This is a genomic window from Micromonospora sp. WMMA2032 (assembly GCF_002688545.1).
Taxonomy (GTDB): domain Bacteria; phylum Actinomycetota; class Actinomycetes; order Mycobacteriales; family Micromonosporaceae; genus Micromonospora; species Micromonospora sediminicola.
In genome coordinates this window covers 4,047,951-4,071,749 of the sequence record NZ_CP024052.1, presented here as the reverse complement: position 1 = coordinate 4,071,749, position 23,799 = coordinate 4,047,951, and the positions used below count along the sequence as shown (strand labels likewise).

General features: G+C 72.5%; 27 protein-coding genes, 3 tRNA genes and 1 pseudogene. 18 read left to right on the top strand and 13 right to left on the bottom strand.

Annotation, left to right across the window (positions count from 1 at the left end):
* The first annotated feature begins 118 nt into the window (after positions 1 to 118).
* The 4 genes from purF to amcA all read left to right on the top strand — a co-directional run bounded on the left by purF (position 119) and on the right by amcA (position 4,260).
* The gene (gene purF, locus CO540_RS18785; protein WP_091576715.1) at positions 119 to 1,636 is read left to right on the top strand and encodes an amidophosphoribosyltransferase; all 1,518 of its coding nucleotides are present in this window, start codon (positions 119 to 121) and stop codon (positions 1,634 to 1,636) included.
* 57 nt (positions 1,637 to 1,693) lie between these two features.
* Complete coding sequence (purM, locus tag CO540_RS18780) at positions 1,694 to 2,848, top strand: phosphoribosylformylglycinamidine cyclo-ligase (protein ID WP_091565718.1); 1,155 nt, start codon at positions 1,694 to 1,696, stop codon at positions 2,846 to 2,848.
* Positions 2,849 to 2,975: 127 nt separating this feature from the next.
* Positions 2,976 to 4,067, top strand: coding sequence for a cyclophane-forming radical SAM peptide maturase AmcB (gene amcB / locus CO540_RS18775; RefSeq protein ID WP_172968041.1), 1,092 nt, complete (start codon positions 2,976 to 2,978; stop codon positions 4,065 to 4,067).
* On the top strand, positions 4,048 to 4,260 hold the full coding sequence (gene amcA / locus CO540_RS18770) for a multiple cyclophane-containing RiPP AmcA (protein ID WP_091565709.1): 213 nt from the start codon (positions 4,048 to 4,050) through the stop codon (positions 4,258 to 4,260). Before amcB ends, amcA begins: the two co-directional genes overlap by 20 nt.
* Before the next feature lie 146 nt (positions 4,261 to 4,406).
* Here the strand turns inward: amcA and CO540_RS18765 are convergent, their stop codons facing one another.
* Complete coding sequence (locus tag CO540_RS18765; RefSeq protein WP_013283429.1) at positions 4,407 to 4,622, bottom strand: DUF3073 domain-containing protein; 216 nt, start codon at positions 4,620 to 4,622, stop codon at positions 4,407 to 4,409.
* A gap of 301 nt (positions 4,623 to 4,923) precedes the next feature.
* Complete coding sequence (locus tag CO540_RS18760; protein WP_091565706.1) at positions 4,924 to 6,006, bottom strand: Glu/Leu/Phe/Val dehydrogenase; 1,083 nt, start codon at positions 6,004 to 6,006, stop codon at positions 4,924 to 4,926.
* A gap of 176 nt (positions 6,007 to 6,182) precedes the next feature.
* On the opposite strand from CO540_RS18760, the gene CO540_RS18755 reads away from it, so the two are divergent.
* Both CO540_RS18755 and CO540_RS18750 read left to right on the top strand, forming a co-directional pair.
* Positions 6,183 to 7,022, top strand: coding sequence for a hypothetical protein (locus CO540_RS18755; protein ID WP_099163060.1), 840 nt, complete (start codon positions 6,183 to 6,185; stop codon positions 7,020 to 7,022).
* Between the two features lie 256 nt (positions 7,023 to 7,278).
* Complete coding sequence (locus CO540_RS18750) at positions 7,279 to 7,488, top strand: BldC family transcriptional regulator (RefSeq protein WP_007073996.1); 210 nt, start codon at positions 7,279 to 7,281, stop codon at positions 7,486 to 7,488.
* Between the two features lie 59 nt (positions 7,489 to 7,547).
* Here the strand turns inward: CO540_RS18750 and CO540_RS18745 are convergent, their stop codons facing one another.
* Positions 7,548 to 7,946 (bottom strand): PPOX class F420-dependent oxidoreductase, encoded by a 399-nt coding sequence (locus tag CO540_RS18745; protein WP_099163059.1) that lies wholly within the window; start codon positions 7,944 to 7,946, stop codon positions 7,548 to 7,550.
* A gap of 55 nt (positions 7,947 to 8,001) precedes the next feature.
* Here CO540_RS18745 and CO540_RS18740 point away from each other — a divergent pair, with 55 nt between their 5' ends.
* A complete protein-coding gene (locus tag CO540_RS18740) occupies positions 8,002 to 8,781 on the top strand; it encodes a bifunctional 2-polyprenyl-6-hydroxyphenol methylase/3-demethylubiquinol 3-O-methyltransferase UbiG (protein ID WP_099163058.1) in 780 nt (259 codons plus the stop codon).
* Positions 8,782 to 8,833: 52 nt separating this feature from the next.
* On the opposite strand, the gene CO540_RS18735 is transcribed toward CO540_RS18740, so the two are convergent.
* Positions 8,834 to 9,121 (bottom strand): hypothetical protein, encoded by a 288-nt coding sequence (locus CO540_RS18735; protein ID WP_091565690.1) that lies wholly within the window; start codon positions 9,119 to 9,121, stop codon positions 8,834 to 8,836.
* A 161-nt stretch (positions 9,122 to 9,282) separates the two neighbouring features.
* Here CO540_RS18735 and CO540_RS18730 point away from each other — a divergent pair, with 161 nt between their 5' ends.
* Both CO540_RS18730 and CO540_RS18725 read left to right on the top strand, forming a co-directional pair.
* Positions 9,283 to 10,140, top strand: coding sequence for a 3-hydroxyacyl-CoA dehydrogenase family protein (locus tag CO540_RS18730; RefSeq protein ID WP_099163057.1), 858 nt, complete (start codon positions 9,283 to 9,285; stop codon positions 10,138 to 10,140).
* Positions 10,137 to 10,880: an enoyl-CoA hydratase/isomerase family protein gene (locus CO540_RS18725; RefSeq protein ID WP_099163056.1), complete on the top strand. Its 744-nt coding sequence runs from the start codon at positions 10,137 to 10,139 to the stop codon at positions 10,878 to 10,880. The genes CO540_RS18730 and CO540_RS18725 overlap by 4 nt, the downstream gene beginning before the upstream one ends.
* A gap of 53 nt (positions 10,881 to 10,933) precedes the next feature.
* Here the strand turns inward: CO540_RS18725 and CO540_RS18720 are convergent, their stop codons facing one another.
* Positions 10,934 to 12,271, bottom strand: coding sequence for an ABC transporter substrate-binding protein (locus CO540_RS18720; protein WP_099163055.1), 1,338 nt, complete (start codon positions 12,269 to 12,271; stop codon positions 10,934 to 10,936).
* 166 nt (positions 12,272 to 12,437) lie between these two features.
* Between CO540_RS18720 and CO540_RS18715 the strand changes: the two genes are divergently transcribed.
* Both CO540_RS18715 and CO540_RS18710 read left to right on the top strand, forming a co-directional pair.
* Complete coding sequence (locus CO540_RS18715; protein ID WP_091565673.1) at positions 12,438 to 12,827, top strand: hypothetical protein; 390 nt, start codon at positions 12,438 to 12,440, stop codon at positions 12,825 to 12,827.
* Between the two features lie 37 nt (positions 12,828 to 12,864).
* Complete coding sequence (locus tag CO540_RS18710; RefSeq protein WP_099163054.1) at positions 12,865 to 13,569, top strand: DUF2786 domain-containing protein; 705 nt, start codon at positions 12,865 to 12,867, stop codon at positions 13,567 to 13,569.
* Positions 13,570 to 13,586: 17 nt separating this feature from the next.
* On the opposite strand, the gene CO540_RS18705 is transcribed toward CO540_RS18710, so the two are convergent.
* A complete protein-coding gene (locus tag CO540_RS18705) occupies positions 13,587 to 14,102 on the bottom strand; it encodes an SRPBCC family protein (protein ID WP_172967872.1) in 516 nt (171 codons plus the stop codon).
* Between the two features lie 208 nt (positions 14,103 to 14,310).
* On the opposite strand from CO540_RS18705, the gene CO540_RS18700 reads away from it, so the two are divergent.
* Entirely contained in the window at positions 14,311 to 15,129 is an 819-nt protein-coding gene (locus tag CO540_RS18700) for a hypothetical protein (protein ID WP_099163053.1), read from the top strand.
* Positions 15,130 to 15,142: 13 nt separating this feature from the next.
* On the opposite strand, the gene CO540_RS18695 is transcribed toward CO540_RS18700, so the two are convergent.
* Together CO540_RS18695 and CO540_RS18690 are read right to left on the bottom strand one after the other, a co-directional pair.
* Positions 15,143 to 15,499, bottom strand: coding sequence for a transcriptional regulator (locus CO540_RS18695; RefSeq protein WP_099163052.1), 357 nt, complete (start codon positions 15,497 to 15,499; stop codon positions 15,143 to 15,145).
* Positions 15,496 to 16,251, bottom strand: coding sequence for a hypothetical protein (locus tag CO540_RS18690; RefSeq protein ID WP_099163051.1), 756 nt, complete (start codon positions 16,249 to 16,251; stop codon positions 15,496 to 15,498). Before CO540_RS18690 ends, CO540_RS18695 begins: the two co-directional genes overlap by 4 nt.
* Before the next feature lie 98 nt (positions 16,252 to 16,349).
* Between CO540_RS18690 and CO540_RS18685 the strand changes: the two genes are divergently transcribed.
* Both CO540_RS18685 and CO540_RS18675 read left to right on the top strand, forming a co-directional pair.
* Entirely contained in the window at positions 16,350 to 16,556 is a 207-nt protein-coding gene (locus CO540_RS18685; protein WP_099163050.1) for a hypothetical protein, read from the top strand.
* 141 nt (positions 16,557 to 16,697) lie between these two features.
* Positions 16,698 to 16,978, top strand: a pseudogene (locus CO540_RS18675) (glyoxalase/bleomycin resistance/dioxygenase family protein); the annotation flags it as partial.
* 82 nt (positions 16,979 to 17,060) lie between these two features.
* Here the strand turns inward: CO540_RS18675 and CO540_RS18670 are convergent.
* Positions 17,061 to 17,810: a phosphotransferase gene (locus tag CO540_RS18670; protein ID WP_099163049.1), complete on the bottom strand. Its 750-nt coding sequence runs from the start codon at positions 17,808 to 17,810 to the stop codon at positions 17,061 to 17,063.
* Positions 17,811 to 18,181: 371 nt separating this feature from the next.
* On the opposite strand from CO540_RS18670, the gene CO540_RS18665 reads away from it, so the two are divergent.
* Genes CO540_RS18665 through CO540_RS18650 form a run of 4 tightly spaced genes read left to right on the top strand, consistent with a single transcriptional unit; the run spans position 18,182 to position 22,099 of the window.
* Positions 18,182 to 18,907 (top strand): ABC transporter ATP-binding protein, encoded by a 726-nt coding sequence (locus tag CO540_RS18665; protein ID WP_253866042.1) that lies wholly within the window; start codon positions 18,182 to 18,184, stop codon positions 18,905 to 18,907.
* Positions 18,904 to 20,244 carry an FtsX-like permease family protein gene (locus tag CO540_RS18660; protein ID WP_099163047.1) on the top strand — a complete coding sequence of 447 codons (1,341 nt, stop codon included), beginning with the start codon at positions 18,904 to 18,906 and terminating at the stop codon, positions 20,242 to 20,244. The genes CO540_RS18665 and CO540_RS18660 overlap by 4 nt, the downstream gene beginning before the upstream one ends.
* Positions 20,241 to 21,458: a sensor histidine kinase gene (locus tag CO540_RS18655; protein ID WP_099163046.1), complete on the top strand. Its 1,218-nt coding sequence runs from the start codon at positions 20,241 to 20,243 to the stop codon at positions 21,456 to 21,458. The genes CO540_RS18660 and CO540_RS18655 overlap by 4 nt, the downstream gene beginning before the upstream one ends.
* Positions 21,449 to 22,099 carry a response regulator transcription factor gene (locus CO540_RS18650; RefSeq protein WP_099163045.1) on the top strand — a complete coding sequence of 217 codons (651 nt, stop codon included), beginning with the start codon at positions 21,449 to 21,451 and terminating at the stop codon, positions 22,097 to 22,099. Before CO540_RS18655 ends, CO540_RS18650 begins: the two co-directional genes overlap by 10 nt.
* Before the next feature lie 346 nt (positions 22,100 to 22,445).
* Here CO540_RS18650 and CO540_RS18645 read toward each other — a convergent pair.
* From CO540_RS18645 to CO540_RS18630, 4 genes are all read right to left on the bottom strand, one after another.
* A tRNA-Phe gene (locus CO540_RS18645) sits at positions 22,446 to 22,519 on the bottom strand.
* A gap of 75 nt (positions 22,520 to 22,594) precedes the next feature.
* Positions 22,595 to 22,668: transfer RNA gene (locus CO540_RS18640), tRNA-Asp, on the bottom strand.
* A 33-nt stretch (positions 22,669 to 22,701) separates the two neighbouring features.
* A tRNA-Glu gene (locus CO540_RS18635) sits at positions 22,702 to 22,774 on the bottom strand.
* A gap of 155 nt (positions 22,775 to 22,929) precedes the next feature.
* A complete protein-coding gene (locus tag CO540_RS18630; RefSeq protein WP_099163044.1) occupies positions 22,930 to 23,727 on the bottom strand; it encodes a polysaccharide deacetylase family protein in 798 nt (265 codons plus the stop codon).
* Positions 23,728 to 23,799 lie beyond the last annotated feature (72 nt).

Below are 23,799 nucleotides of genomic sequence, written 5' to 3'. Positions count from 1 at the left end.
GTCGGTGTCGACTCCTGTTCGCGTACACTGGTGCCCGACGACGGTCCCGGCCCACGGTGCGGAGCTGCCCCCCGACTCCGCCAGGCCAGTCCAGACCCCCACCATGAGGGAGCGGCAGGTGCCCCGAGGCGATGGCCGGCTGAGCCACGACCTTGACCCCCAGCGACCCGGCCCCCAGGACGCGTGCGGCGTCTTCGGCGTCTGGGCGCCCGGGGAAGAGGTCGCCAACCTCACCTACTTCGGGCTCTACGCCCTCCAGCACCGGGGTCAGGAGGCCGCGGGCATCGCGGTCAGCGACGGCTCCGGTGTGGTGGTCTACAAGGACCTCGGGCTGGTCGCCCAGGTGTTCGACGAGCCGACCCTGGCGAGCCTGCGCGGGCACGTCGCCATCGGGCACGCGCGCTACTCGACCACCGGCGGCTCGACCTGGGAGAACGCCCAGCCGACGATCCGGGCCACCACCGCCGGCACGACGATCGCGCTGGCCCACAACGGCAACCTGGTCAACACCGCCGAGCTGCGCCGCGAGGTGTCCGCCCGGGGCGTCGACTCCGACGGCTCGACCAACGACACCTCGCTGGTCACCATGCTGCTGGCCAGCCGGCCCGACCTCTCGGTCGAGGCGGCCGCGATGGAGGTGCTGCCGCAGCTGCGGGGCGCGTTCAGCTTCGTCTTCATGGACGAGTCGACGCTCTACGCGGCGCGCGACGCGCACGGCGTGCGCCCGCTGGTCCTCGGCCGGCTGGAGCGCGGCTGGGTGGTGGCGAGCGAGACCGCCGCGCTGGACATCGTCGGCGCGAGCGTGGTGCGCGAGGTGGAGCCGGGCGAGCTGATCGCGATCGACGAGAACGGGCTGCGCTCCAGCCGGTTCGCCGCGCCGGAGCCCAAGGGCTGCCTCTTCGAGTACGTGTACATCGCCCGGCCGGACGCCACCATCGCCGGCCGCAACGTGCACGCCGCCCGGGTGCAGATCGGCCGGCAGCTCGCCAAGGAGCACCCGGTCGAGGCCGACCTGGTGATCCCCGTGCCGGAGTCGGGCACCCCGGCGGCCATCGGCTACGCCGAGGAGTCCGGCATCACCTACGGCCAGGGTCTGATGAAGAACCCGTACGTGGGGCGCACCTTCATCCAGCCCTCGCAGACGCTGCGCGCGCTCGGTGTCCGGCTCAAGCTGAACCCGCTGCGGCAGAACGTGCGCGGCAAGCGGCTGGTGGTGGTGGACGACTCGATCGTCCGGGGCACCACGCAGCGGGCCATCGTCCGGCTGCTGCGCGAGGCGGGGGCGCTGGAGGTCCACGTCCGGATCTCGTCGCCGCCGGTGAGCTGGCCCTGTTTCTACGGCATCGACTTCGCCACCCGGGCCGAACTGCTGGCCAACGGGCTGGACAACGAGGGCATCCGGCGCTCGATCGGTGCCGACACGCTGGGCTACGTGTCCCTGCCCGGTCTCATCGCCGCGACCGAGCAGCCGAAGACGCGGCTCTGCCGGGCGTGCTTCGATGGGGAGTACCCGATCGAACTGCCGGCCGGGAACCTGATCGGCAAGCACGTGCTCGAGGGAGTGGGTCGCCGGGTCGCCGCCGAGGCGGTCGAGCCCACCGTCCCGCTCGTCGCCACACCGACCCACCACCCGTAGCACCACCGACGCGGGTCCGGCCGCTCCGGTCCCGCGGGAACCACAAAGGGGAGAACCGTGACGCACGTGTCCGAGCGCAGCGGCGCAGGATCCAGCCCGACGGGCGCCGGCGGCGACCGCCAGCCCTGGACGGCGGGATCCGGCCGGACGCAGCGCAAACGCTCGGTCTCGTACGCTGACGCCGGGGTGTCGATCGAGGCGGGCGACCGCGCGGTCGAGCTGCTCAAGTCCAAGGTCAGGGAGACCCGGCGCCCGGAGGTCATGGGTGACCTCGGTGGCTTCGCCGGCCTGTTCCGGCTGGACACCAAGAAATACAAGAACCCGATCCTCGCCTCCTCGACCGACGGCGTGGGCACCAAGCTGGTGATCGCCCAGCAGCTCGACATCCACGACACGGTCGGCATCGACCTGGTCGCGATGGTCGTCGACGACCTGGTCGCCTGCGGCGCGGAGCCGCTGTTCCTGCTCGACTACATCGCCACCGGCGAGGTCGTGCCGGACAAGGTCGCCGAGATCGGCGCGGGCATCGCCGACGGCTGCCGGTACGCCGGCTGCGCGCTGCTGGGCGGCGAGACCGCCGAGCACCCCGGCGTGCTGCGTCCGGACGAGTACGACATCTCGGCCACCGGCGTGGGCGTGGTGGAGGAGAGCGACATCCTCAGCCCGGAGCGGGTCGAGGTGGGCGACGTGGTGATCGCCATGCGCTCCTCCGGACTGCACTCCAACGGCTACTCCCTGGTCCGGCACGTGCTGCTGGGCGCCGGCCGGATGCGGCTGGACGTGGTGATCGACGACTTCGGCCGCCAGCGCACGCTGGGCGAGGAGCTGCTCACCCCGACCAAGATCTACGCGCAGGACTGCCTGAAGCTGATCGCCGAGGCGGAGGTGCGGGCCCTGGCCCACGTCACCGGCGGCGGCATCCCGGGCAACCTGGTCCGGGTCCTGCCGGAGCACGTCGACGCGGTGGTCAACCGCTCCACCTGGAAGCCGCAGCCGATCTTCGACCTGATCCAGTCCAAGGGCCGGATCGAGGACCCGGAGATGGAGGCGACGTTCAACATGGGCGTCGGCATGTTCGCGATCGTCTCCGCCGAGGACGCCGACCGCGCGCTGGCCACGCTGACCGGCCGTGGCGTCGAGGCCTGGCAGGCCGGCGAGATCATCGAGGGCTCCGGCAACGTGCAGATGGTCGGCCAGCACACCCGGGGATGATCACGCTCCGCTGATCAGCCGGGCACCTGATCGGGGGTTCACCCGAGCGGCCACCGCCGCCTAGCCTGAAGGTTCGGTTTCCAGGCACGCGGGGGAGGGGTCGATGGCTGCGCGCACGCCCGAGGGGATGCGGGGCATCGCCGCCGTCCCCTCGTACGTGGTCATGCAGCCGACCACGCTCTGCAACCTCGACTGCGCCTACTGCTACCTGCCGCTGCGCGCGGCGGACCGGCGGATGCCGGTGGCGGTGGCCGAGGCGGTGGCGGCGTCGGTGAACCCCTGGTCGGCCGGGGGGCGCTTCTCCGTGGTCTGGCACGGCGGTGAGCCGCTCGCGGCCGGTCGGGAGCACCTGGCCGCGCTGCTGGCCCCGTTCGGGCCGGACGTCGAGCACCACGTGCAGACCAACGCCACCCTCGTCGACGACGCCTGGTGCGCGTTCTTCGCCGAGCACCGGGTGCGGGTGAGCGTGAGCGTGGACGGCCCGCGGGCGCGCAACGCCGAGCGGGTCACCCGGGGCGGGCGTCCGGCGTACGACCGGATCGTGGCCGGGGTGGCGGCGCTGCGCCGGCACGGGCTGCCCTTCTCGGCGCTGGCGGTGGTCTCCCGGCCGGAGCCGGGGCTGGCGACCGAGCTGTACGACTACTTCCTCGACCTGGGCTGCGAGGTGCTGGGCGTCAACATCGAGGAGACCGAGGGCGTCAACACCCGGACGAACGCCCGGGACGCGGCCGACGTCACCGGCTTCTGGGCCGAGCTGGTCGCGGCCTGGCGTCGTGATCCCCGGATCCACCTGCGCGAGGTGGAGTGGTCACTGCGGTACGCGGGGGCGGTCCTGGCCGGCACGGCGGACGAGCTGCTGCCCCGTCACCTCGACCCGATCCCGACCGTCGGCCACGACGGCTCGGTGGTGGTGCTCTCCCCCGAGCTGGCCGGCTTCAGCGACCCCCGGTACGGCGACTTCGGCAGCGGGAACGTGCTGACCACCCCGCTGAGCGAGATCCTCGCCGGCGCCGGGCGGACGCCCTGGGTCGGTGAGTTCCTCACCGGGGTGGAGGCGTGCCGGTCGTCCTGCGCCTACTTCGGGTTCTGCGGTGGTGGTCACGCCGCCAACCGCTACTTCGAGCTGGGGCGGTTCGACGGCACGGAGACCGAGCACTGCCGCAACAGCAAGATCCGCCTATTGGAGGGAGTGTTGGAGCATGCCCGAGATCACCAGTGACAACGACCGGGACGTGGTCGCCGACCGGGTGCGGGACGCGGCCGCGGGGCTGACCGCGCTGCTCCACGAGGCCGAGGCGGCTCGGCTGCTGCGGTCGGAGGTGTCGGGGGGCGACGGCGCCAGCGCGGTGTGCGCGTGGAACCACTTCGAGAACATCCCGACGTTCTACAACTGGAACAACCGACCGCGCTGAGGGAACGGTTCCGCGATCAAGGACCTGCCGGTGCGGCCGGGGGTCGCCCCGGTGCGGCAGGTCCCTGATCGTCGGTCGTACGCCGGCTCGGCAGAGCACATGCGTGAGCACGCGGGGGTTGCCGCGTGCTCAGATGTGATGGGAGGTCAGCGGGTCGGGCGGGCCCAGGTGTCCGGGTCGTCGTCCGCGTGGTCCTCGTCATCGTCGTCGACATACTCTTTGTAGTCGTCGTCGAAGTTGTGCTCAGACTTACCACTACCCGCCAGTTCGCGCTGCAAGGCGGTTAGGTCGGTGTTCGGGGAGTGGTACTTCAACTCCCGGGCCACCTTCGTCTGCTTGGCCTTAGCACGGCCGCGCCCCATGGCTCGACCCCCTCGCACAGAATGCGGGGCAGCCCGAAGGCGGGCCCCGATGACGTCAGGCATCTCTCGTGGCTCTTACGGTACATGGGGATGCCACCGTTCGGCACCTCGGGTCACCGTCGACCGGCCCTGCGCGTCGCAGTGTTCCAGCCGTCACAAAGTGTACCGGGTAAGGGGCGACGGCCGGTGCCGGCCGTGACAGCGCGCAAACCGGACGAAATATCCCGAGGATCAGCTTAACGCCGTACCCGGTCCGGCGTGTGCCCGGGGGCGGAGCCGGCGGCCCGCCCCCGGGTGACGTTCAGCGCAGGTGGATGGTGCGCAGCCGGCCGACCTCGGCCATCCGCCGCTCGGCGAGCCGGTCCGCGGCGACCGCCGGCGGGACCCCCTCGTCGTCGGCGAGCCGCAGGATCTCCCGCGTGGTGTCGAAGATCCGGGTGGCGCGCAGCTTGGCCCGATCGAAGTTGAAGCCCTCGATCTCGTCCGCGACCTGGATCACGCCACCGGCGTTCACCACGTAGTCGGGGGTGTAGAGGATGCCCCGGTCGGCGAGTACCTTCTCGATGCCCGGGTGGGCGAGCTGGTTGTTCGCCGCGCCGGTGACCACCTTGGCCCGCAGCACCGGCACGGTCTCGTCGTCGAGCGCGCCGCCCAGCGCGCACGGGGCGTACACGTCGATGTCGGACGCGACCAGGGCGGCGGTGTCGTCGACCAGGGTGACCTGCGGGTGGGTGGTGCGCACCCACTCCCGGGCGCGCGGGTTGACGTCGGTCGCCACGACCTCGGCGCCGTCCTCCAGCAGGTGCGCGGTCAGGTACTTGCCGACCTTGCCCAGGCCGGCCACACCGACCCGCCGGCCGGCGAGCGTCGGGCTGCCCCAGACGTGCTCGGCGGCGGCCCGCATGCCCTGGAAGACGCCCCAGGCGGTGAGGATCGACGAGTCGCCCGCGCCGCCGTGCTCCACGCTGCGACCGGTGACGTAGCGGGTCTCCCGGGCGATGACGTCCATGTCGGCGACGTAGGTGCCGACGTCGCAGGCGGTGTAGTAGCGGCCGTTCAGCGACTCCACGAAGCGGCCGTAGGCGCGCAGCAGCGCCTCGCTCTTGATCTGCTCCGGGTCACCCCAGATGACCGCCTTGCCGCCACCGAGGTCGAGGTTGGCCAGGGCGTTCTTGTACGCCATGCCCCGCGAGAGGTCGAGCACGTCGGCGAGGGCCTCGGCCTCGCTGGCGTACGGGTAGAACCGGGTGCCGCCGAGCGCGGGGCCCAGCGCGGTGGAGTAGATCCCGATGATCGCCTTCAGGCCGGACTGCTTGTCCTGGCAGAACACGACCTGCTCGTGACCCGTTGATACCGGGTCGTCGGTGCTGGCGAATACGCCCATGGCTGACTCCTGTGTCGGTGTGCGCCCTTGTGGGGCGCGGAACCTTCGGTGGCACGCCGGCGGGATGCTGCCGGTGTCGTTGAGCCTAATATCGGCCGGAACCGTACTGTCGCGCACGTCACGCCGCCGGCGTGACGGCGGCGACGGGGGGTCCCGTCTCGTGGGAGGATCGCGCCGTGCCGTCGCTCTTCGCTTCATACCTGCGCGTGTACGAGCCGTTGACCGCCTTCGACCGGGACCGGCAGTCGTACTGGCGCCGGTACGTGAGCGAGGGCCGGGCGATCGCCCCGCTGGAGGGGCCGGTGCGGCAGCGGACGGCGGTGATCGAGGCGCTCGGCGCGGGCTGGACCCGGCTGCCCGACCTGCCGGACGAGGCGTACGTCCTGGAGACCGACGAGGCGCTGCTGGTCTGCCCGTGGAACCTGCGCATCCGGGTCGCCGAGGCGGCTCTCAGCGCGCGGGACGGGGTGCCGTCGGTGCTCGCCGACGCGTTCGTGCCGCCGGTGCTGGCCGGGCAGGCCAAGGCCGTGGTGGAGGACTGGCGCAGCGGGGCCCGGGTGCTGGAGCACGGGGTGCCCCGGGTGCACGAGCAGATCGCCACCTGGGGTGTGCCGCTGCGTTGGTTCGTGCTGTTCGAGGCCGGGGAGCGGCATCTGGTCACCGAGCCGGAGCGGCGTGCGCTGCGCTTCCGCACGGAGATCTCCAAGGCGCGGCGCCGCTCCTCGCGGGCGCTGTCCGTGCTGCGCAAGTCGGTCGGGGAGGCGCCGATCACCGAGGCGGTCGAGGAGGCCGCCCGCTGGTTGGAGGAGTTCCACCCGCGGTCGGTGGTCGAGCTGGACTACGGCGGCCTGGTGCAGCTGCTGCCGGACGAGACGTTGGCGGCCGACGACTCGACCGAGCTGGTCGCGGAGGGGCTGGCCGGGCTGGCCCGGGGCGAGGCCGAGGAGGCCTCGGCGGCCTACGACAAGCTGGTCGCGCGCTGGCGTGCGGTGCAGCTGCTGGAGCGCTGCAACTGACGCCCGGTTTGCCCTCTTTCGTGGGACGGGATACGAGAGTGTCTCGTAGTTGACGCATCACGAACCGTGATCATGAGTCCGAATAAGGTAGTTTCTGCGGCATAAAAGTCGTAAAAATCGGGCATGCTTCATCCGTCCGTCTAGGGACCTTCAGCCGTTCGGCCCATGTCGGACATCGGGGACTAGCCGGACCATGGGAGACGCGTCGGCCGGCGGGACCCCGGCCGATGTCTATACATGTGGAGGAGTGACCCCGATGGCATCGCGAACGCACGAACCAGAGCCGCTACTCACACCGGCCGAGGTGGCGTCGATGTTCCGTGTCGACCCGAAGACGGTGACCCGGTGGGCCAAGGCTGGCAAGCTCAGCGCCATCCGGACCCTGGGCGGCCACCGCCGTTACCGCGAGTCGGAGGTTCGGGCCCTGCTGCAGGGGCAGATTCCCCAGCAGCGTCAGGGAGACTGACGACCCGAAGTTCCTCAGGAAATCCCGATCAGGGGCGGTCGGCCGACGGGCCACCGCCCTTAATCGTGTCCGGGGGCCGGTCCGTCCAGGACGATCCGCAGCCCCACCGTGCCGCCCTCCCCCCGGCGCAGCCGGCTGCCCAGCAGGCTCAGCCGGCCGATCAGCCGGTACTTGTGCTTGAGCAGGCCCCGGATCCGCCGCGTGCTCTCCTGGTCGCTGATCGTCGCGTGCGCCGGCACCGCCTCCCCGTGGGGGCGTCCGCGCACGTCGCACGGTGCGACAGTGACCCGGCCGTCGCGCCGGATCCGCTTGACCTTGCCGGAGTCGGACACGGTCCACACCGCCAGCGCGTCGCCGTCGCGCACCGCCCACACCGGGGTCGCCACCGCCCGACCGTCCTTGCGGAACGTGGTGAGCAGGACGTACTTCTCCGCCGCCAGGCGGTCCAGGTCGGTCACGCCGCCCAGGATACGGCTGCGACAGCGGCGCCGAGCCCGGATAGCGTGCTCTCTCATGACCGGGGAACCCGAGATCGGCGACGTGTTCGGCGAGATGATCCGCGACGCGTACGCGGTGGCGACCGGCGTCGGTCCCCGACCGATGGCCGGCGGGCGCCTGCCCCGCCCGGTCATCGAGATCATCGAGCGCGACGACGGGCTGGTCAACGGCGCGCCCGCCGGGCACTACCTCGACCCGCCGGACCGCTGGCAGCCGCACGACCACCGGGCGGTCGACCGGGTCCACGGGCACGTGCTCGACGTCGGCGTCGGCGCCGGCCGGATCGCGCTGCACCTGCAGGAGCGCGGCGTGCAGGTCACCGGCCTGGACACCTCGCTCGGCGCGCTGCGGGTCAGTCGGCACCGGGGCGTACGCGAGCTGGTGCACGGCACCGTCGACGAGCACGTCGCCGACGGACGGCGCTACGACACGTTCCTGCTGCTCGGCAACAACCTCGGCCTCTTCGAGGGGCGGGAGCGGGCCCCCGCGCTGCTGGCCGCGCTCGCCGCGCTGGCCCGGCCGGGGGCGACGGTGATCGCGCACGGCACCGACCCGTACGGGACCACCGACCCGGTGCACACCGGCTACCACGAGCGGAACCGGCGGCGGGGCCGGCTGGGCGGGCAGCTGCGGCTGCGGCTGCGCTACCGGATGCTCGGCACCGAGTGGTTCGACTACCTGGTCTGCTCGCCCGAGGAGTTCGCGGAGCTGGTCCACGGCTCACCGTGGCGACTGACCGACGTGGACGACACCGACCACCCCTACTACCTCGCCACGCTCGCGCTGCGGCCTTAGGAAGGGCCCCTTTCAAGCGCCTACGCGTTAACAAGGGGCCCTTCCTTGCATCTCAGACCTGGACGGTGGGGGTCGTCTGCTCCGGCGGCAGGCCACCGTCGCCGTCGACCACCTCGTCCGGGGTGCCGTCCTCGTCGATGTCGACCATGGTGATGTCCACCTTGCCGTCGCCGTCGGTGTCGAACTGGAACAGGTCGGCCTTGCCGTCGCCGTCGGTGTCCACCACCCAGACGTCGGTCTTGCCGTCGTTGTTGGTGTCCGCGCGGAGCAGGTCCACCCGCTCGTCGCCGCGCGTCTCGACCGTCTCGGTGTTCTGCGCGCTCTCCGGTGCCTGGCTCATCTCGATCCTTCCTTCGGCGTTGACGGCCGTCTGTACCCCGTCCGCTCCGCCCCCACGCATGCCCGGCGGCCCGGCCCTGCATAGGGTCGCATCCAGGAGCGAGCGGCCGGGCCCGGCGCGGCGGAGACCCCGCCCGCCCCCGCCGCGGCGAGGGGACGTCGATGAGTGGTCGTTTTGTGGTCGTCGGGGCCGGCACCATGGGCCTCGGCATCGCGTACGTGGCGGCCGGCGCCGGGTACGCGGTCGAACTGGTCGAGGTCGACCCGGCCCGGGGCGCCGACGCCGTCCGGCGGCTCGGTGAGCTGTGGGAGCGCGGGGTGCGGCGGGGCAAGCTGACCGAGGAGGCGGCGACCGCCAACCGGGCGCGGGTCACCCTGCGCGCCGGCCTGGCCGAGGTGGCCGAGGGGCCGGACGTGATCGTGGAGGCGGTGCCCGAGCGGCTCGACCTCAAGCGGGCCGTGCTCCGCGAGGCCGAGGGCCGTCGACCGGTGCTGCTGGGCAGCAACACCTCCAGCATCCCGATCGCCGAGCTGGCCGACGGGCTGGACCGCCCGGCGGACTTCCTCGGGCTGCACTTCTTCAACCCGGTCTGGGCGATGGCACTGCTGGAGGTGGTGATCGGCCCGGCCACCGCGCCGGAGACCACCGAGGCGGCCGTCGCGCTCGCCGGCCGGCTGGGCAAGGACCCCGTCGTGGTACGCGACATGCCCGGCTTCGCCACCTCCCGGCTCGGCGTCACGCTCGGTCTGGAGGCGATCCGGATGGTGGCCGACGGGGTGGCCAGCCCGGCCGACATCGACAAAGCCATGGTGCTCGGCTACCGGCACCCGGTCGGCCCGTTGGAGCTGACCGACCTGGTCGGACTGGACGTCCGGCTCGACATCGCGCGCACCCTCCAGGCCGCGTACGGGGACCGGTTCGCGCCGCCGCCGCTGCTCGTCGAGATGGTGGCCGCCGGGAAGCTGGGCAAGAAGTCCGGCCAGGGCTTCTACACCTGGGAAGACGGGGTGAAACGATGAGCGGGCTGCGGATCGAGGAACTGCCGGACCGCCTCGTGGTCACGCTGGACCGGCCGGAGAAGCGCAACGCGATCGACGCCGACCTGGTGGGCGAACTGCACGCGGTCTGCGCCGAGTTGGAGGCGCGGCCCCGGCTGATGCTGCTCACCGGCGGCGCCGCGGGCATCTTCGCCGGTGGCGCGGACATCGCCCAGCTCCGCGAACGCGGCCGGCTGGACGCGCTGGCCGCGATCAACCAGGGCGTCTTCGCCCGGATCCGGGCGCTCCCGATGCCCACCGTGGCGGCGGTCGACGGCCCGGCGCTGGGCGGTGGGGCCGAGCTGGCGTACGCGTGCGATCTGCGGGTGTGCACGGGCCGTGCGATGTTCGGTCAGCCGGAGGTGCGGTTGGGCATCCTCGCCGGCGCGGGCGCGACCTACCGGCTGCCCGCCCTGATCGGCGAGGCCCGGGCGAAGGAGCTGCTCTTCACCGGCCGGCGGGTGGACGCCGACGAGGCGCTGCGGATCGGTCTGGTCAACCGGGTGGTGGCCGACCCGGCGGAGCTGCTGCCCACCGCGCACGGGCTGCTCGACGAGATGGCCAAGGGCTCGGCGCTGGCGTTGCGGTTGACCAAGCTGGCCGTGGACGCGCCGCCGGCCGCGCACCCGCAGCTCGACCTGCTCAGCCAGGCCGTGCTCTTCGAGGACGAGGAGAAGCGGCGGCGGATGACCGAGTTCCTGGAACGCCGGAAGGCCCGCTGAGACGGCGAGGGCCGCACCGGTCGTCCCGGTGCGGCCCTCGCCGTACGCGCGTCTCAGCTGGTGATCTGGATCCCGGCGTCGGCCAGCGCGATGATCGCCGGCATGGACTCACCGAAGCCGATCAGCAGCACCGCCTCCGGACCGAAGCCCTTGATCTCCTGGGCGAGGCCACCGAAGTCGACGGGCGTGTTCGGGTCCTCCGGCGGCAGGTAGGTGAGCAGCTTGAGCCGGTCCGCGCCGACCCCGGCCTTCTCCAGTTCGGCCCGGACGTTCTCCTGGAGACCCTCGCCGTAGGAGTCCTTGCGGGCCAGGATCACGATCTTGCGAGGCCCGTCCCGCAGCATCACGTCGGCCAGGGCGCGGCCCTGGAGGCTGTCCGGCGGCGCGGTGCGGAAGTAGAGCCCCTTGTCGTCCACGGTGCTCAGGCCCGCGTCGGTGTTCGACGGCGAGAACAGGATCCGGCCGGCGGCCACCACGTCCGGCAGCACCGCGCGGGAGATGCCGGAGGCGCCGGCCCCGATGATGACCTGGACGCCCTGCGCGACGTGCGAGGCCACCGTCGCCTTCGCCACCGCCGGGTTGGTGCCGTCGTCGCCGTCGACCCACTTCACCGGCTCGCCGAGCACGCCGCCGGCCGCGTTGACCTCGGCGAGGGCGAGCGCCGCGGCGGCCGCCATCGGCGGGTACGCCAGCGCCAGGTCACCGGTCTTCGGCAGCAGGCCGCCGAGCACCAGCGGGGCGTCCTTTGCCTTGCCGTCGCGCACCTTGCGACCACGCGGCGGAGCCTTGCTGCTCGCGCCCGAGTCCTCACCCGCGCCGACGAACTCGGTCTTCGCGTCGTCGATCTTCTCGTTGTCGAAGTGCAACGTGCCGTAGCTCGCGGTGGCCGGCTCGCCGGTGTCGGTGAACCCGGCCCGGGTCAGCGACACGCCCCGGTACTCGATGTCCTGCCCGGCGCGCGCGAGCTGGAGGCAGGCCGCCACCTCGTCGCAGCGCTGACCGCCGGTGGTCACCCCGACGATCTGCTTGGCGATCTCGGCCGGCGCGGTGGTGCCGGCGAGCTGGGCGGCCAGCGCGCTGATCACCACGGCGTCGTACGACTCCGCCGAGTACAGATAGTCGGTCAGCTTCGGGTCTACGTTGCGTAGCCGCTCCTTGAAGCTCTCCGGCAGCGGCGTGAGAGGGGTGGTGCCCTTCATGCCGTTCAGGAGATCCGCCCGGTCCTTGAGGGACGCGGCGTAGGAGTTGAGCATGTTGCCGTCGGTGCCGTAGAGGCGTACCTGGGTGGTGGTCGCGTCCTTCGGCTCGTCGCTCCCGCAGGCGCTGGTGGCGAGCAGGAGCGCCGCGCAGGCCGTGGACAGGGCCGCGCGCGACGTGCGTGTTCTCAGCATGGTCGTCCTTCCTCGGGCGAAGGTCCGCTGCGCACATTAGCGTGCCGACGCGGCGGGCGGGACTGTGGAGTGGGCTCCGTCGGCACCCCGACTGCGGGAATCACTGTGCGTGATCGTCGGGCCGATCCGGGGTCACCGCTTGACCCCCGGCGCTACTGTTCCGCAGGTGACCGACGAAGCACAGCAGACGCTGGACGACGCGACCGCCGTGCTCCGTTCGGCGCTGGTCGGGGACGGCGCCGGCGTGGTCGGCGCCTTCGACGCGGTCGTCGACCGCTCGGGGCTGTCCGGGGCGTACGGGGTGGCCTGGTGCCTGGCCGCCACCATGCTCGGCGACGACGCGCCGGCCGGCGCCGCCGCGCTCGACTTCCCCGGCATCGACCAGGCCGACTACGACACCCGCTGGGTGGCGCGCTTCGTCAGCGCGTGCGCCAACGACGACGCCGACACCGGCGAGGCGCTGTTCGGCGCGGCGGCGGCCGACGGGCTGCTGCCCGACTGCCTGCTCACCCTGGCCGGCTCGACCATCGCCACGTTGCGCAGTCGCGAGGACTGAACGCCCGCACCCGACGGCGCTGTGATAGCTCTGGGGCATGTCCGAGGCGATGCTCAGCAAGGTGCGCAAGCTGCTCGCCCAGGCCGAGGACCCGGCCTGCACCCCCGCCGAGTCGGCCGCCTTCACGGCCAAGGCGACCGAGCTGATCGCCCGCTACGGCGTCGACCGCGCGCTGCTGGCCGCCGCCGACCCGACCCGTGACCCGGTGGGCGACCGGGTGGTCGAGGTCGTCGCCCCGTACGCCCGGGACAAGGCCGGCCTGCTCGCGGCGGTCGCCGACCCGCTGCGCTGCCGCTGCGTACGCCGCCGGCAGGGCTCCGGGTTCGCCATGCACCTGTTCGGCTTCGCCAGCGACCTGGAACGGGCCGAGCTGCTCTTCACCTCGTTGCTGGTGCAGGCCGCCCACGGGTTGGCCGGGGCGGTCGTGCCGGACGGCGAGCATCCGGCCGCGTACCGGCGCACCTGGCTGGCCGGTTTCGCCCAGGTCGTCGCCGAGCGGCTGCGCGCGGCGGAGGCCGGCGCGGTCGCCGAGGCCGGGGCGCCGTCGATGGCGCTGGTGCTCGCCGACCGCTCCGACCGTGTGCAGCGGCGGCTCGCCGAGGTGTACCCGCGGCTGCGTACCGCCCCGCGCCGCCGCCTCGCCGGAGGTGGCTACCGCTCGGGCGCGGACGCCGGCCGGCGGGCCGACCTGGGCGGGACGGGGTTGGGCGGCCCGGGCGTGGGCCGGGGCATCACCGGCTGACCGCCTCTCGGCTCCGGTCAGTCCTCCGCGCGGGCCGCCGTCGCCAGGTAGCGGCAGAGCAGCTCGTGCCAGCCCGCCGTGAGCGCCTGGCGGTAGCCCTCGGCCGCCGCGCCGTGCCGGTCGAAGTAGCGGTGCTCCACGTCCACCCGGGTCGACCCGGCGTCCTCGGGATGGAAGAGGACCTCCACCTCGCTGGCCCGCGCCGGGTCCGGCACCGGCACCCGGTCCGGCCCGATCTGCCAGGTGAAGACCAGCCGCCGGGGCGGGTCCCAGGTCAGCACGCGACCCCAGTCGTTCCGGAAGCCGTAGGGGCCGATCTCGTAGAGCATGCCGCCGGCCCGCGGCTCGATGCCGAGCCCGGCCAGCGCCTGCGGCCCGGACCAGGTGTATTCGCGGACCCACCAGTCGGACAGCGCGCCGGTGAAGACGGCGTACGCCCGCTCCACGGGCACGGGGACCAGGAGGCTGCTGCGGAGGGAGAAGCGGTCGGATTCCTGCCGGACCTCGTCCGGATCGGCCATCTCCTGTCCCATAGGCCCGGACCATACCGGCTCATGTCTCGCTGTGCAGCTTTCGTCGCGCCCGCTTCCGGACAGCGGGAAGCCCGTGTTTCCGACAGCCGGGGACGGGCGGAATCGTCGATCGACGGGCCCCGGTCGCGGCCGACGGATGCCGTACCGCAAAGCGGGTAACCGCCGCTGGCCCGGACCGGACGGACCGGCCGACGGGGGAGCGGGGAGCATGAGCGAGAGTCGAGCCAGCGAACGCGGGCCGGAGCCTGCCGACGAGCGGCCGGAGCAGGGGGGCGGCGCCGGGCCGGAGCCGGACGTCCTGCTCGATGTGCCGGAGTTGTCGGTCGACGAGATCCGGCTGACGGTCGACGGGCTGGACGCGGACCTGTCGTTGCGGGCCCGGCTGGCCAACCTGCTCCAGCTCGACGCGGGCGTCCGGGTGCACCTCGAGGGCGTCGAGCTGGACATCACCGGCGTCCGGGCCGAGGCGCTGCTCAAGGTCCGGTTGGAGAAGCTGGTGCAGATCCTGGACCGGGCGCTGACCACCATCGACCGGAACCCGCAGGTGATCGACGCGCTGGCCCGGTCGGTCGGGGCGACGGTCGAGGACGTGCACCGCGCGGCCGGTCGGCTCGGCGAACCGGTCGTGGACCGGGCGGCGGCCGAGGTCACCGCATCGGCGGTCCGGCCGGCCGAGGAGACCGCGGCCGAGTTCGCCGCCGGTTCGGGGGTCGGCAGCGGCCCTGCCCGCGAGAGCGAAGGCCCGAAGGCCGGGCCCGAAGCCGGTTCGGGCTCCGCTCCTGACGCCGACTCGGGAGACGGGGACTCCGGCCGCGACGCGGGGCCGGGCGGCGAGGGTGGTCGAAGCGGCGACGCCGGGTCGGGTGGTGCGGGCGGTACGAGCGACGACGCCGGCTCGGGTTCGGCCGCCGGCGCGGCGCAACTGGCGGGTCAGGCCGGGCAGACGTTGCGGCAGGCGGGCCGGAGCGTGTGGGAGGCGATCCAGGGCGGCATGGCCCAGAACCGCCCCCCACGCCGGGGCCGCTGACGGATCCGCGATCTCAGGCGGGGTCCGCTCCGGGGCCGAGGGCCGTGTGGCGGGTGAGCAGCGCCCGCAGGGCGGTGATCTCGGCGAGCAGGGCCCGCCGGCCCTCCCGGGTGATCCGGATCCAGGTTCTCGGACGACGACCGTGGTAACCCTTCTCCACCTGGATCAGGCCCGCGTCCTCCAGCACGGTGAGGTGCCTCGACAGGTTGCCCGCGGTGAGTTCGAGGGCCTCCCGGAGATAGACGACCTCCACCCGCTCACTCTCCGCGGCGATGGTCAGGATGCCGAGCCGGTGCCGCTGGTGGACGGTGTCGTCGAGGCCGTTCGTCGGGTACGCCGGCGCGCTGCGGGGGCCGTCCTCGGTGCTCACGCGTACCCATTGTGCTGCTGCCTGGTGGCGGCGAGCGCGACACCCCCGCCGATCAGCAGGACCGGTACGGGAAGCAGGGCCGCCAGCATGAAGCTGAACCGGTGGAGGTCGCCCGGTTGCAGGTCGGCGACCTGGAACCAGGCGTTCACCGCGACGAGCACGGCGGTGTGGAGACCGACCACGAGCCACAGGCGTCGGCTGCGTTCCAGGTGGGCGAGGACCGCCAGGCCGAGGGCGATCACGAGGTGCGGCAGCATGCCGCGGTTGGCGGCGCCGAGCAGCGGGCCGGTCAGCCACCGGGTGCCGTCCGACACCGGTGCCGCGGTGTTGAACAGCAGGAATTCCAGCACGACGGGGAGGACGAGGCCGACGAGCGTGCCGGCGATGCCGGCGACGACGTACGCCCGGGTCGGGGTCTGCACGCCGGCGCGCCGGCCGTGCCGCCGGTACCAGGCGAGGCTGAGCAGGTAGCCGCCGACGAGCGCGGCCAGCCAGTACCAGCCGAGCGCGGCCGACCGTTCCAGGAAGTCGCCGCCGAGGCCGGTGAGCGGCGGGTTGTCCGGGGTGGCGCGCAGGGCGGCCGGTTCCGTCGACTCGACGTACAGCGGCGCGGCCGCGGCGGTCAGCACGCCGAACAGCAGGAGCGGGAACCAGTACGCCTGTCGGGCCGCCCGCGCTCTGCGGCGCAGGGTGGTCACCGATTCGAGCAGTTCCTCCGGGCTCTCCTCGCGGGGCGACGGTGCGGACGACATGGTTCCTCCCGGGGCATCGAGCTACTGTGACCCAAATAGGTTTGCATTACAAACCTTGAAGCGCAAGAGGATTGACACTTCTTCCTACGCTCGACGTCATGAGAGCGCTGGTCGGCTTGCTGGTGGTCATCGCGGTGCTGATGATCGGGGCGTTCGTCCTGGTGGCCCGCCGGGACCGGGCGCGGCTGTCCGGGCCGGAGGACACCGCCGCCGCGCGGGCCGCGCGATTGGAGCAGGAGCGGCACACCGCCGAGCGGCACGGCGTGCAGAGCGAGGTGTGGCGTCGCGGCCAGACGCCGCAGTGAGTCGCGTCGGTCGCGTCGGAGGCCGGCGACCGGCGCCGCGACCCTCGCCCTGATCTCGTCGCGCACCTGCCGCACCACCTCGAAGGGCTGCCCGGCGGGGTCGGTGGGCTCCAGTCCTCGTACCGTTTCCCCGGGAACCCCCCCCCGCTGAAGCTCGTCCTGCTCGAAGGGGAGGTCGGCCGGCCCACCGTTTTGGACCACCTCGGCGTCGAGGTGGCCAGCACTGACGAGGTCGCCGCCGCCATGGCCGCCTCACCGACGCCGGCCCGGTCACGCTGGAGGAGAACGACACCGAGTGCTGCTACGCGCTCCAGGACAAGGTCTGGGTGCGCGGCCCGGGCGACGAGCCGTGGGAGGTGTACACCGTCAAGGCCGACTCCCCGCAGCTGGCCAAGGCCGCCGAGAGCACCTGCTGCGCCTGAGTGGCGGGTCGCCGGCGATGTGGCACGACGATCCCCGGCGGCGTTCGCGCCGGCCGGGGATCTCCGCGCGGCCCGGCGACGGTTACGCGCTCGGGTCCGACGGTCGCCGCGGCGCGGCCAGGGCGGCGAACAGCTCCTCTTCGTGCCGTACGACCAGGGCTCGGTCCGCCCGCGCCCACGCGACCGCCCACTCGGCGTGGCGACGCCGCGCGGGAGAGTGTCGCGGATCGCGCAGGTTGGCCTCCTCCACCTCGGCGAGCTCGGTCTGCCTGCGCAGAACGGCCCGGATCAGCGACTGGGGCTCGACATCGCCGTAGCCGTCGCGTAGCTCACGAAGGTGACGGGCCTGGTCCGCCACCGGTACGTGGCCCTGCGACTGGATGCACCAGGTCCACGCCATGTAACCGAGGTCGTCGAGCCGGTCGCCCGGGCGACACGAGTCCCAGTCGATGAAGGCAACCGGAAGGCCGTCCCGGAAGATCGTGTTGAAGGGACCCGGATCACCGTGGACGACGCACTCGGCGCCAGCGGCCAGGGCATGACCGGAGGTGGCGTCGTGCAGGGCACGGAGCATCCTCCCGCCCAGGGCGTACGCTCCGGCCGCCCGCTGGCTGGGGTGGTCCGTGGTTTCCCCGGGGATGAAGGTGAGCATCTCCCGACCGTGCGGGTCGACTCCCAGGTGCCGTGGCGCGTACGGGTAGCCGACGGCTTCCAGGTGGGAGAGCAGCCGCATGCTCAGCGCGTTCTCTTCACCGCCTCGGCGGTGCACGGTTCCGCCGATCCGGACGACCTCACGGGCGATGTGCCCACCGGTCAGCGGAACCTCGGTCATGACGCACCCTAACGTCCCGAGGAGCCGCCCAGGCCCGGGCGGACGGTCAGGCTCACCGAACGTCACGTAGAGCGCCGACCTGCGTCTCCGCTCGTCGGCGCTCCGGTCGCCCGATGAAAGGCCATGTGGCCAGGGGCGGGACCGAACCGCCGGCCTTCCCGATCCTCAGCCACCCGCGTTTGAGCGCGACCGCGGACGGCATCCGGATCTGCCATGAGCGCGCGGAGGATATCCGTTCTCTCCCTCGGTGCATGGCCCGGCCACCGGGTCGGCAGGACGTGGACGGTACGGATAGCCGCACCTGCACCGTTCGGGCCGCCCGGATGTCCGTGTCGCCGCCAGCGCCGAGGCTGGTGCGCATGGAAAACGTGATGGAGCTCGATGGAGTGACCCGCAGCTATGGCTCGCGCCGCCGGGCGATCAACGCACTTCGCGGTGTCTCGCTTGTGGTGCCGGCCGGCGTGTTCGTGGCGGTCATGGGTGCGACCGGGTCGGGTAAGAGCACCCTGCTGCACTGTGCGGCCGGGCTGGACCGGCCCACATCGGGCCGGGTCCGGCTGGTGGGCCGGGACGTCACCCGGATGCGCGAGAGCGGGCTGACCCGGCTGCGCCGCGACCGAGTGGGCTTCGTCTTCCAGTCGTACAACCTGCTGTCGGAGCTGACGGTGCGGCAGAACGTCCTGCTGCCCCGGCGGCTGGGTGGGCCGCGCCCGCGCCCGTTGGACGAGGTGCTGGCCGAGGTCGGGCTGGCCGGGCTGGCGAATCGGCCGGTCGGGGAACTCTCCGGTGGACAGCGCCAGCGGGTCGCCATCGCCCGTGCGCTGGCCGGCCGTCCGGCGGTGGTGTTCGCGGACGAGCCGACCGGGGCACTGGATCCGGCCACCGGTGGGCAGGTGCTACGGCTGTTGCGTACCGGGGTGGACCGGGCCGGCGTAACGGTGGTGATGGTGACCCACGACCCGACCGCGGCGGCCTGGAGCGACCGCCTGATCCTGTTGCGGGACGGTGAGGTGGTGTCGGACGGCCCGACACCCGACGCGGCCACCATCGCGCAGCGGCTGCGCGCCGAGGCGAGCGAGCCGGTGGTGGCCCGGTGAACGCGGGGCTGGCCAGGCAGGCGCTGCGTAAGCAGCCGTGGGCGTTCGCCGGTCCGTTCGTCACGCAGTGCCTGGCCGCCGCGCTGGTGTCCGGCGCGCTGGGTGCCAACTCGTCAATGTCGGGAGCCCGCTTGGACCCGGTCGCCCGGCAGGCGTTGACTGACAGCGGCATCCCTGAGATGGCCGCGCTGTTCGTGGTGCTGGCGGTGTACCTGACCGCGCTGATCGTCGGACTGACCATGACGTCCTCGATCGCCCGGCAGACCCGGGACATCGCGCTGGTGCGCGCCGTTGGCGCCACCCCGGGGCGTGTGCGCCGGGCGGTCGCGGCTCAGGCCGCCGTGGTGGCGGTGCCTGCGACGCTGCTCGGGGTGCCGCTCGGGGCGCTGCTCGCCCGCGCCTGGCTCGCGGGTCTGACCGACCACGCGGTGATCCCGCCCGGCGTCACGTTTCATCCCTCGGCCGCAGCGCTGCCCGTCGCGCTGACTATCACCGTCGGCACGTCGCTGGTGGGTGCGCTGCTCGCCGCGCTACGGCCGGCCCTGGTACGCCCCGCGACGGCGTTGACCGAGACGTCCGTCGCGCGGAGCCGGGCCGGTCTGGTGCGTACCGCGATCGGGGTGTTGCTGGTGGCCGGCGGGGTGGCTCTGTCGGTCCGGATCTCAAACGGCGACCCGGCGAAGGCGGACGGGGCGAGCTTTTTCACCATGCTGGCGATGTGTGTAGGGGCCGGCTTCCTCGGCCCGGTCCTGCTGCGGCTGACCGCGCCGCTGGCACGCCTGCTCGGCGGCACCGGCGTACTGGCCGCGGAGAACCTCGCGGTGCGCGCCAAGGCTCTGTCCGGCGCCCTGGTGCCGCTGGTCCTCGCGATCGCGTTCGCCATGGTGAAGGTCGTGGTGCACACCACCTCCGGGCACGTGCACGGTAGGCCCGACCGCGCAGCGGAGGTGTGGACCGACTACTCCGGGACCGCCGTCTGCGTCGCGTTCGCCGCGGTGGCTGCGGTCAACACGTTGGTGACCGTGCTGCTGTCCCGACGCCGTGAACTCGCGGTGACCCGACTGGTCGGGGCGAGCCGGGTGCAGGCGCTGGCCGTGATCGTCTGCGAAGCGCTGGTCGTCACGCTGACCGCCGTGATCGTGGGTACGGTGGTCGCGATGGTCAGCGTGGTGCCGATGCTGCACGGCATGCTGGGTACGTGGACGCCGCACCTGCCGCCCGGGCAGCTGACCCTCGGCCTGGCTGTGGTGGTCGGGCTGGTCCTGCTGGGCACGGTGGCCCCGGCGCTGGTGGTGATGCGCCGCCCGCCCGTGGAGTCGCTGGTCGTGGACCCGTGAGATCGGTCGCCGTCGCGATCCTGCGCGCGCCGGTGGCCGCCCGGACCTGGCGTGAGGTGGGGTACGCGGTCACCGGCACCGTGCTGGCCGTGCCGACCTTCGCGATCGCGCTGCTGGGGCTCGTGTTCGCCGTACTGTCGCTGTTGACGATCGGCCTGCCACTGCTGACCGGTGTGCTGGTGCTGGCCCGGTTGACCGTTCGGTATTTCCGTGGGCCGGCCCGGCTGTTCCTCGGCTGGAGCTGGCCGAACCCTCCGCCCGTACGCCGCCGGGGCCCAGGGCCGGTGCGCTGGGCCGGAGCGGTGCTGACCGACCCCGGCGCCTGGAAGGCGCTCGCCTACTGCTTCGCCCGGCTGCCGCTGATGACCGCCGCCACGTACATCGGCGGGGTCCTTGTCGGCGGAGGGCTGCTGGGCGTCAGCTATCCGGTGTGGGTGCATCGGTTCCCCGACGAGTCACCGTGGGGCGGATCCTGGGGTCTGGTCGCCCAGGGGCTGGTCGCGCTGCTCGCGTTTCCGTGGTACTTCCGGCTCATCGTGTGGCTGGACCGGCGGTTGGTGCGGGCGCTACTGGAGCCGAGCCCGGAGCGGTCCCGGATCGCGGCGCTGGAGCTGAGCCGGGCCGCGCTGCGGGCAGACGCGGCAGCGCTGCTGCGGCGGGTTGAGCGGGATCTGCACGACGGCACGCAGGCCCGGCTGGTCGCGCTGGGGGTGACGCTGTCCCGTATCGAGCGTCGAGTCGACGAGCCGGAGCTTCGGGCGATGGCGGCGCAGGCCAAGGGGGCGGTGGTGGAGGCGCTGACCGAGCTGCGGGACATCGTGCGGGGCATTCACCCGCCCGCACTGGACGCCGGCCTGAGCACCGCGATCGACACCCTGGCCGCGCGCAGCGCGGTGCCGGTCGACGTGCACGTGGACCTGCCTGAGCGACCGGCGCCCGAGATCGAGTCGGCGCTCTATTTCAGCGCCGCCGAACTGCTCACCAACGTGGCCAAGCACGCCGGGGCCAGCCGGATCCGGCTTGACCTGCGCGCGCTGGACGGCGCGCTGCGCCTGACCGTCACCGACGACGGGCGCGGCGGGGCGCGGCCTGGGAGCGAGGGTACGGGCCTGGCTGGCCTGGTCCGGCGGTCCGAGTCGCTGGACGGCGCGCTGCGGGTACACAGCCCACCCGGTGGGCCGACGACTGTCACCGTGGAGCTGCCATGCGAGTAGTGATCGCCGAGGACAACCCGTTGCTACGCGACGGGATCAGGCTGCTACTGACCGATCACGGAATCACCGTCGTATCGACGGTGGACAACGGTGACGACCTGCGAGCGGCGGTCGGCGAGCACGCGCCGGACCTGGCGGTGGTCGACGTTCGGATGCCACCGACCTTCACCGATGAAGGTCTGCGGGCGGCATTGACGATCCGGGCGGCTCACCCGGACACCGCTGTGCTGGTCTTCTCGCAGTGGGTGGAAACCCAGTACGCGCGGCAACTGATCGCCGAGCATCCCGAGCGGGTCGGGTACCTGTTGAAGGACCGCATCGTCAGCACCGATGACTTCGTCGACGCGCTGCGCCGGGTGGCTGCCGGCGGAACAGCACTAGATCCGGAGGTGGTGCGGCAGTTGCTGGCGACGCCGGCGGTGGACGCGGGCCTGGCCCGGCTGAGCGACCGGGAGCGGGAGGTGCTCAGTATGTTGGCCGAGGGCCGGTCCAACGCGGCCATCTGCGAGTCGCTCTACCTGGCCCCTCGCAGCGTGGAGAAACACGTGACATCCATCTTCGCCAAGCTCGACCTACCCCAAGCGCGGACCGACCACCGTCGAGTACTAGCCGTGCTGCGCTACCTGAACGCGGCGCGCTGAACCGTACCCGTACCAGGCCGCCGGCCGGCTCTGCAATTACGCCGGTAGGGCAAGTGACATCTGGATCTGCCGCGATCAGCGCGCTGAGGGTGTCGCCTGTCAGTTACCGCTCCGACGCCGGCCGACAGCAGTCTTGATCTTTGCAAGGTAGGGGTTGGCCACTCCTTCTTGCACGGGGATTGCACGGCCCCGTCATGCCGGTCGGCTGAGAGAGCGTCGCCGGGCGACAGAGGGATTCCGGGGTCAACGAGGGACGGACCAGACATCCGGGCTCTCGGGGCGAGAAGCAGAACGCCGACCGGCGTTTCCGCTGGTCGGCGCTCCTGTAGCCCGGCGAAAGGCTATGTGGCCAGGGGCGGGGTCGAACCGCCGACCTTCCGATTTTCAGTCGGACGCTCGTACCAACTGAGCTACCTGGCCGTGGTGCTCGGCACATGCTACCGCATGGGCCGATACGCAGAACGCCGCGCATGAGGTGCGCGGCGTCAGCGCTTGCGGTCCTGACGGGACTTGAACCCGCGACCTCCGCCTTGACAGGGCGGCGAGCACTCCAACTGCTCCACAGGACCTGGCTGGTGTTGCATCCGGCGCGAGCCGGACCGTGCCCCCAACGGGATTCGAACCCGTGCTACCGCCTTGAAAGGGCGGCGTCCTGGGCCGCTAGACGATGAGGGCGGCCCCGCCATCATTGCACACTCGCAACTTCAAGCGGACTTGCTCCCATCCGGCCCCGCCGGAGGCATGAGAAGCATATGCCATGCCTCCTCGGACGACCAAACCGGTATGGCCGTCGGCACACCGGCGGACAAGAGTGCAGGTCAGACGCGGTTTCACCGGAGCCGGACGATCCCGTACCGCCGCTTGAGGTCCGGAATCAGGCGCCGGCAGGCGGCCATCGTCTGGGTCCGGTCGCCGCCCGCGTCGTGCATCAGCACGACCGAGCCGTGGTGGGTCGCCGACTCCACCCGCTTGATGATCGTCTTCGCCGGCGGGTGGTCCCAGTCCTGCGGGTCGACGCTCCAGTGCAGCGGACGCAGCCCGAGCTGCCGGACGACGGTGAGCTCCTCGGCGGTCCAGCGGCCGCCGGGCTGCCGGAACCAGGTGATCGGCGCGCCGGGGGCGGCGGCGCGGATGGCGCGGTTGGTCCGCTCCAGGTCCGCCCGGATCTCCGCCACCGGGCGCCGGCCGAGGTCCACGTCGTGGTGCCAGCTGTGGTTGCAGAGTTGGTGGCCCTCGCGGACGATCTGCGCGACCAGCTGCGGGTAGCGCTTGGCCTGCCGGCCCACCACGCAGAACGTCGCGGTGACGTGGGCCGCCCGGAGCTGGGCCAGGATCTGCGGCGTGTAGCGGGGGTCCGGACCGTCGTCGAAGGTCAACGCCACCCCCGGGCTCCCACTGGCCCGGTGCAGGCCCGGCGGCAGCTTCTTCGGCACCGGCCGCAGCTTCGGCTTCGGCGGTGGGGTGGTGCGGGTCGGCCGCGGTTTCGGGCTCGGGGTCGGGCTCGGCTCCGCCGTGGCCGAGGCCGAGGGTTGGGCGGTGACCTTCTCCGGGGTCTTGCCCGGATCGCCGCAGCCGGTGACGAGGAGCACCAGGCCGAGGGCGAACGCCAACAGGGTGCGGGGACGCATCTGTCGCTCCCGGAGGGGGTCGGGGTCAGACGGACTTTCCGACCGTAGTGGACGCCGCCCCGGAGCGGAAAG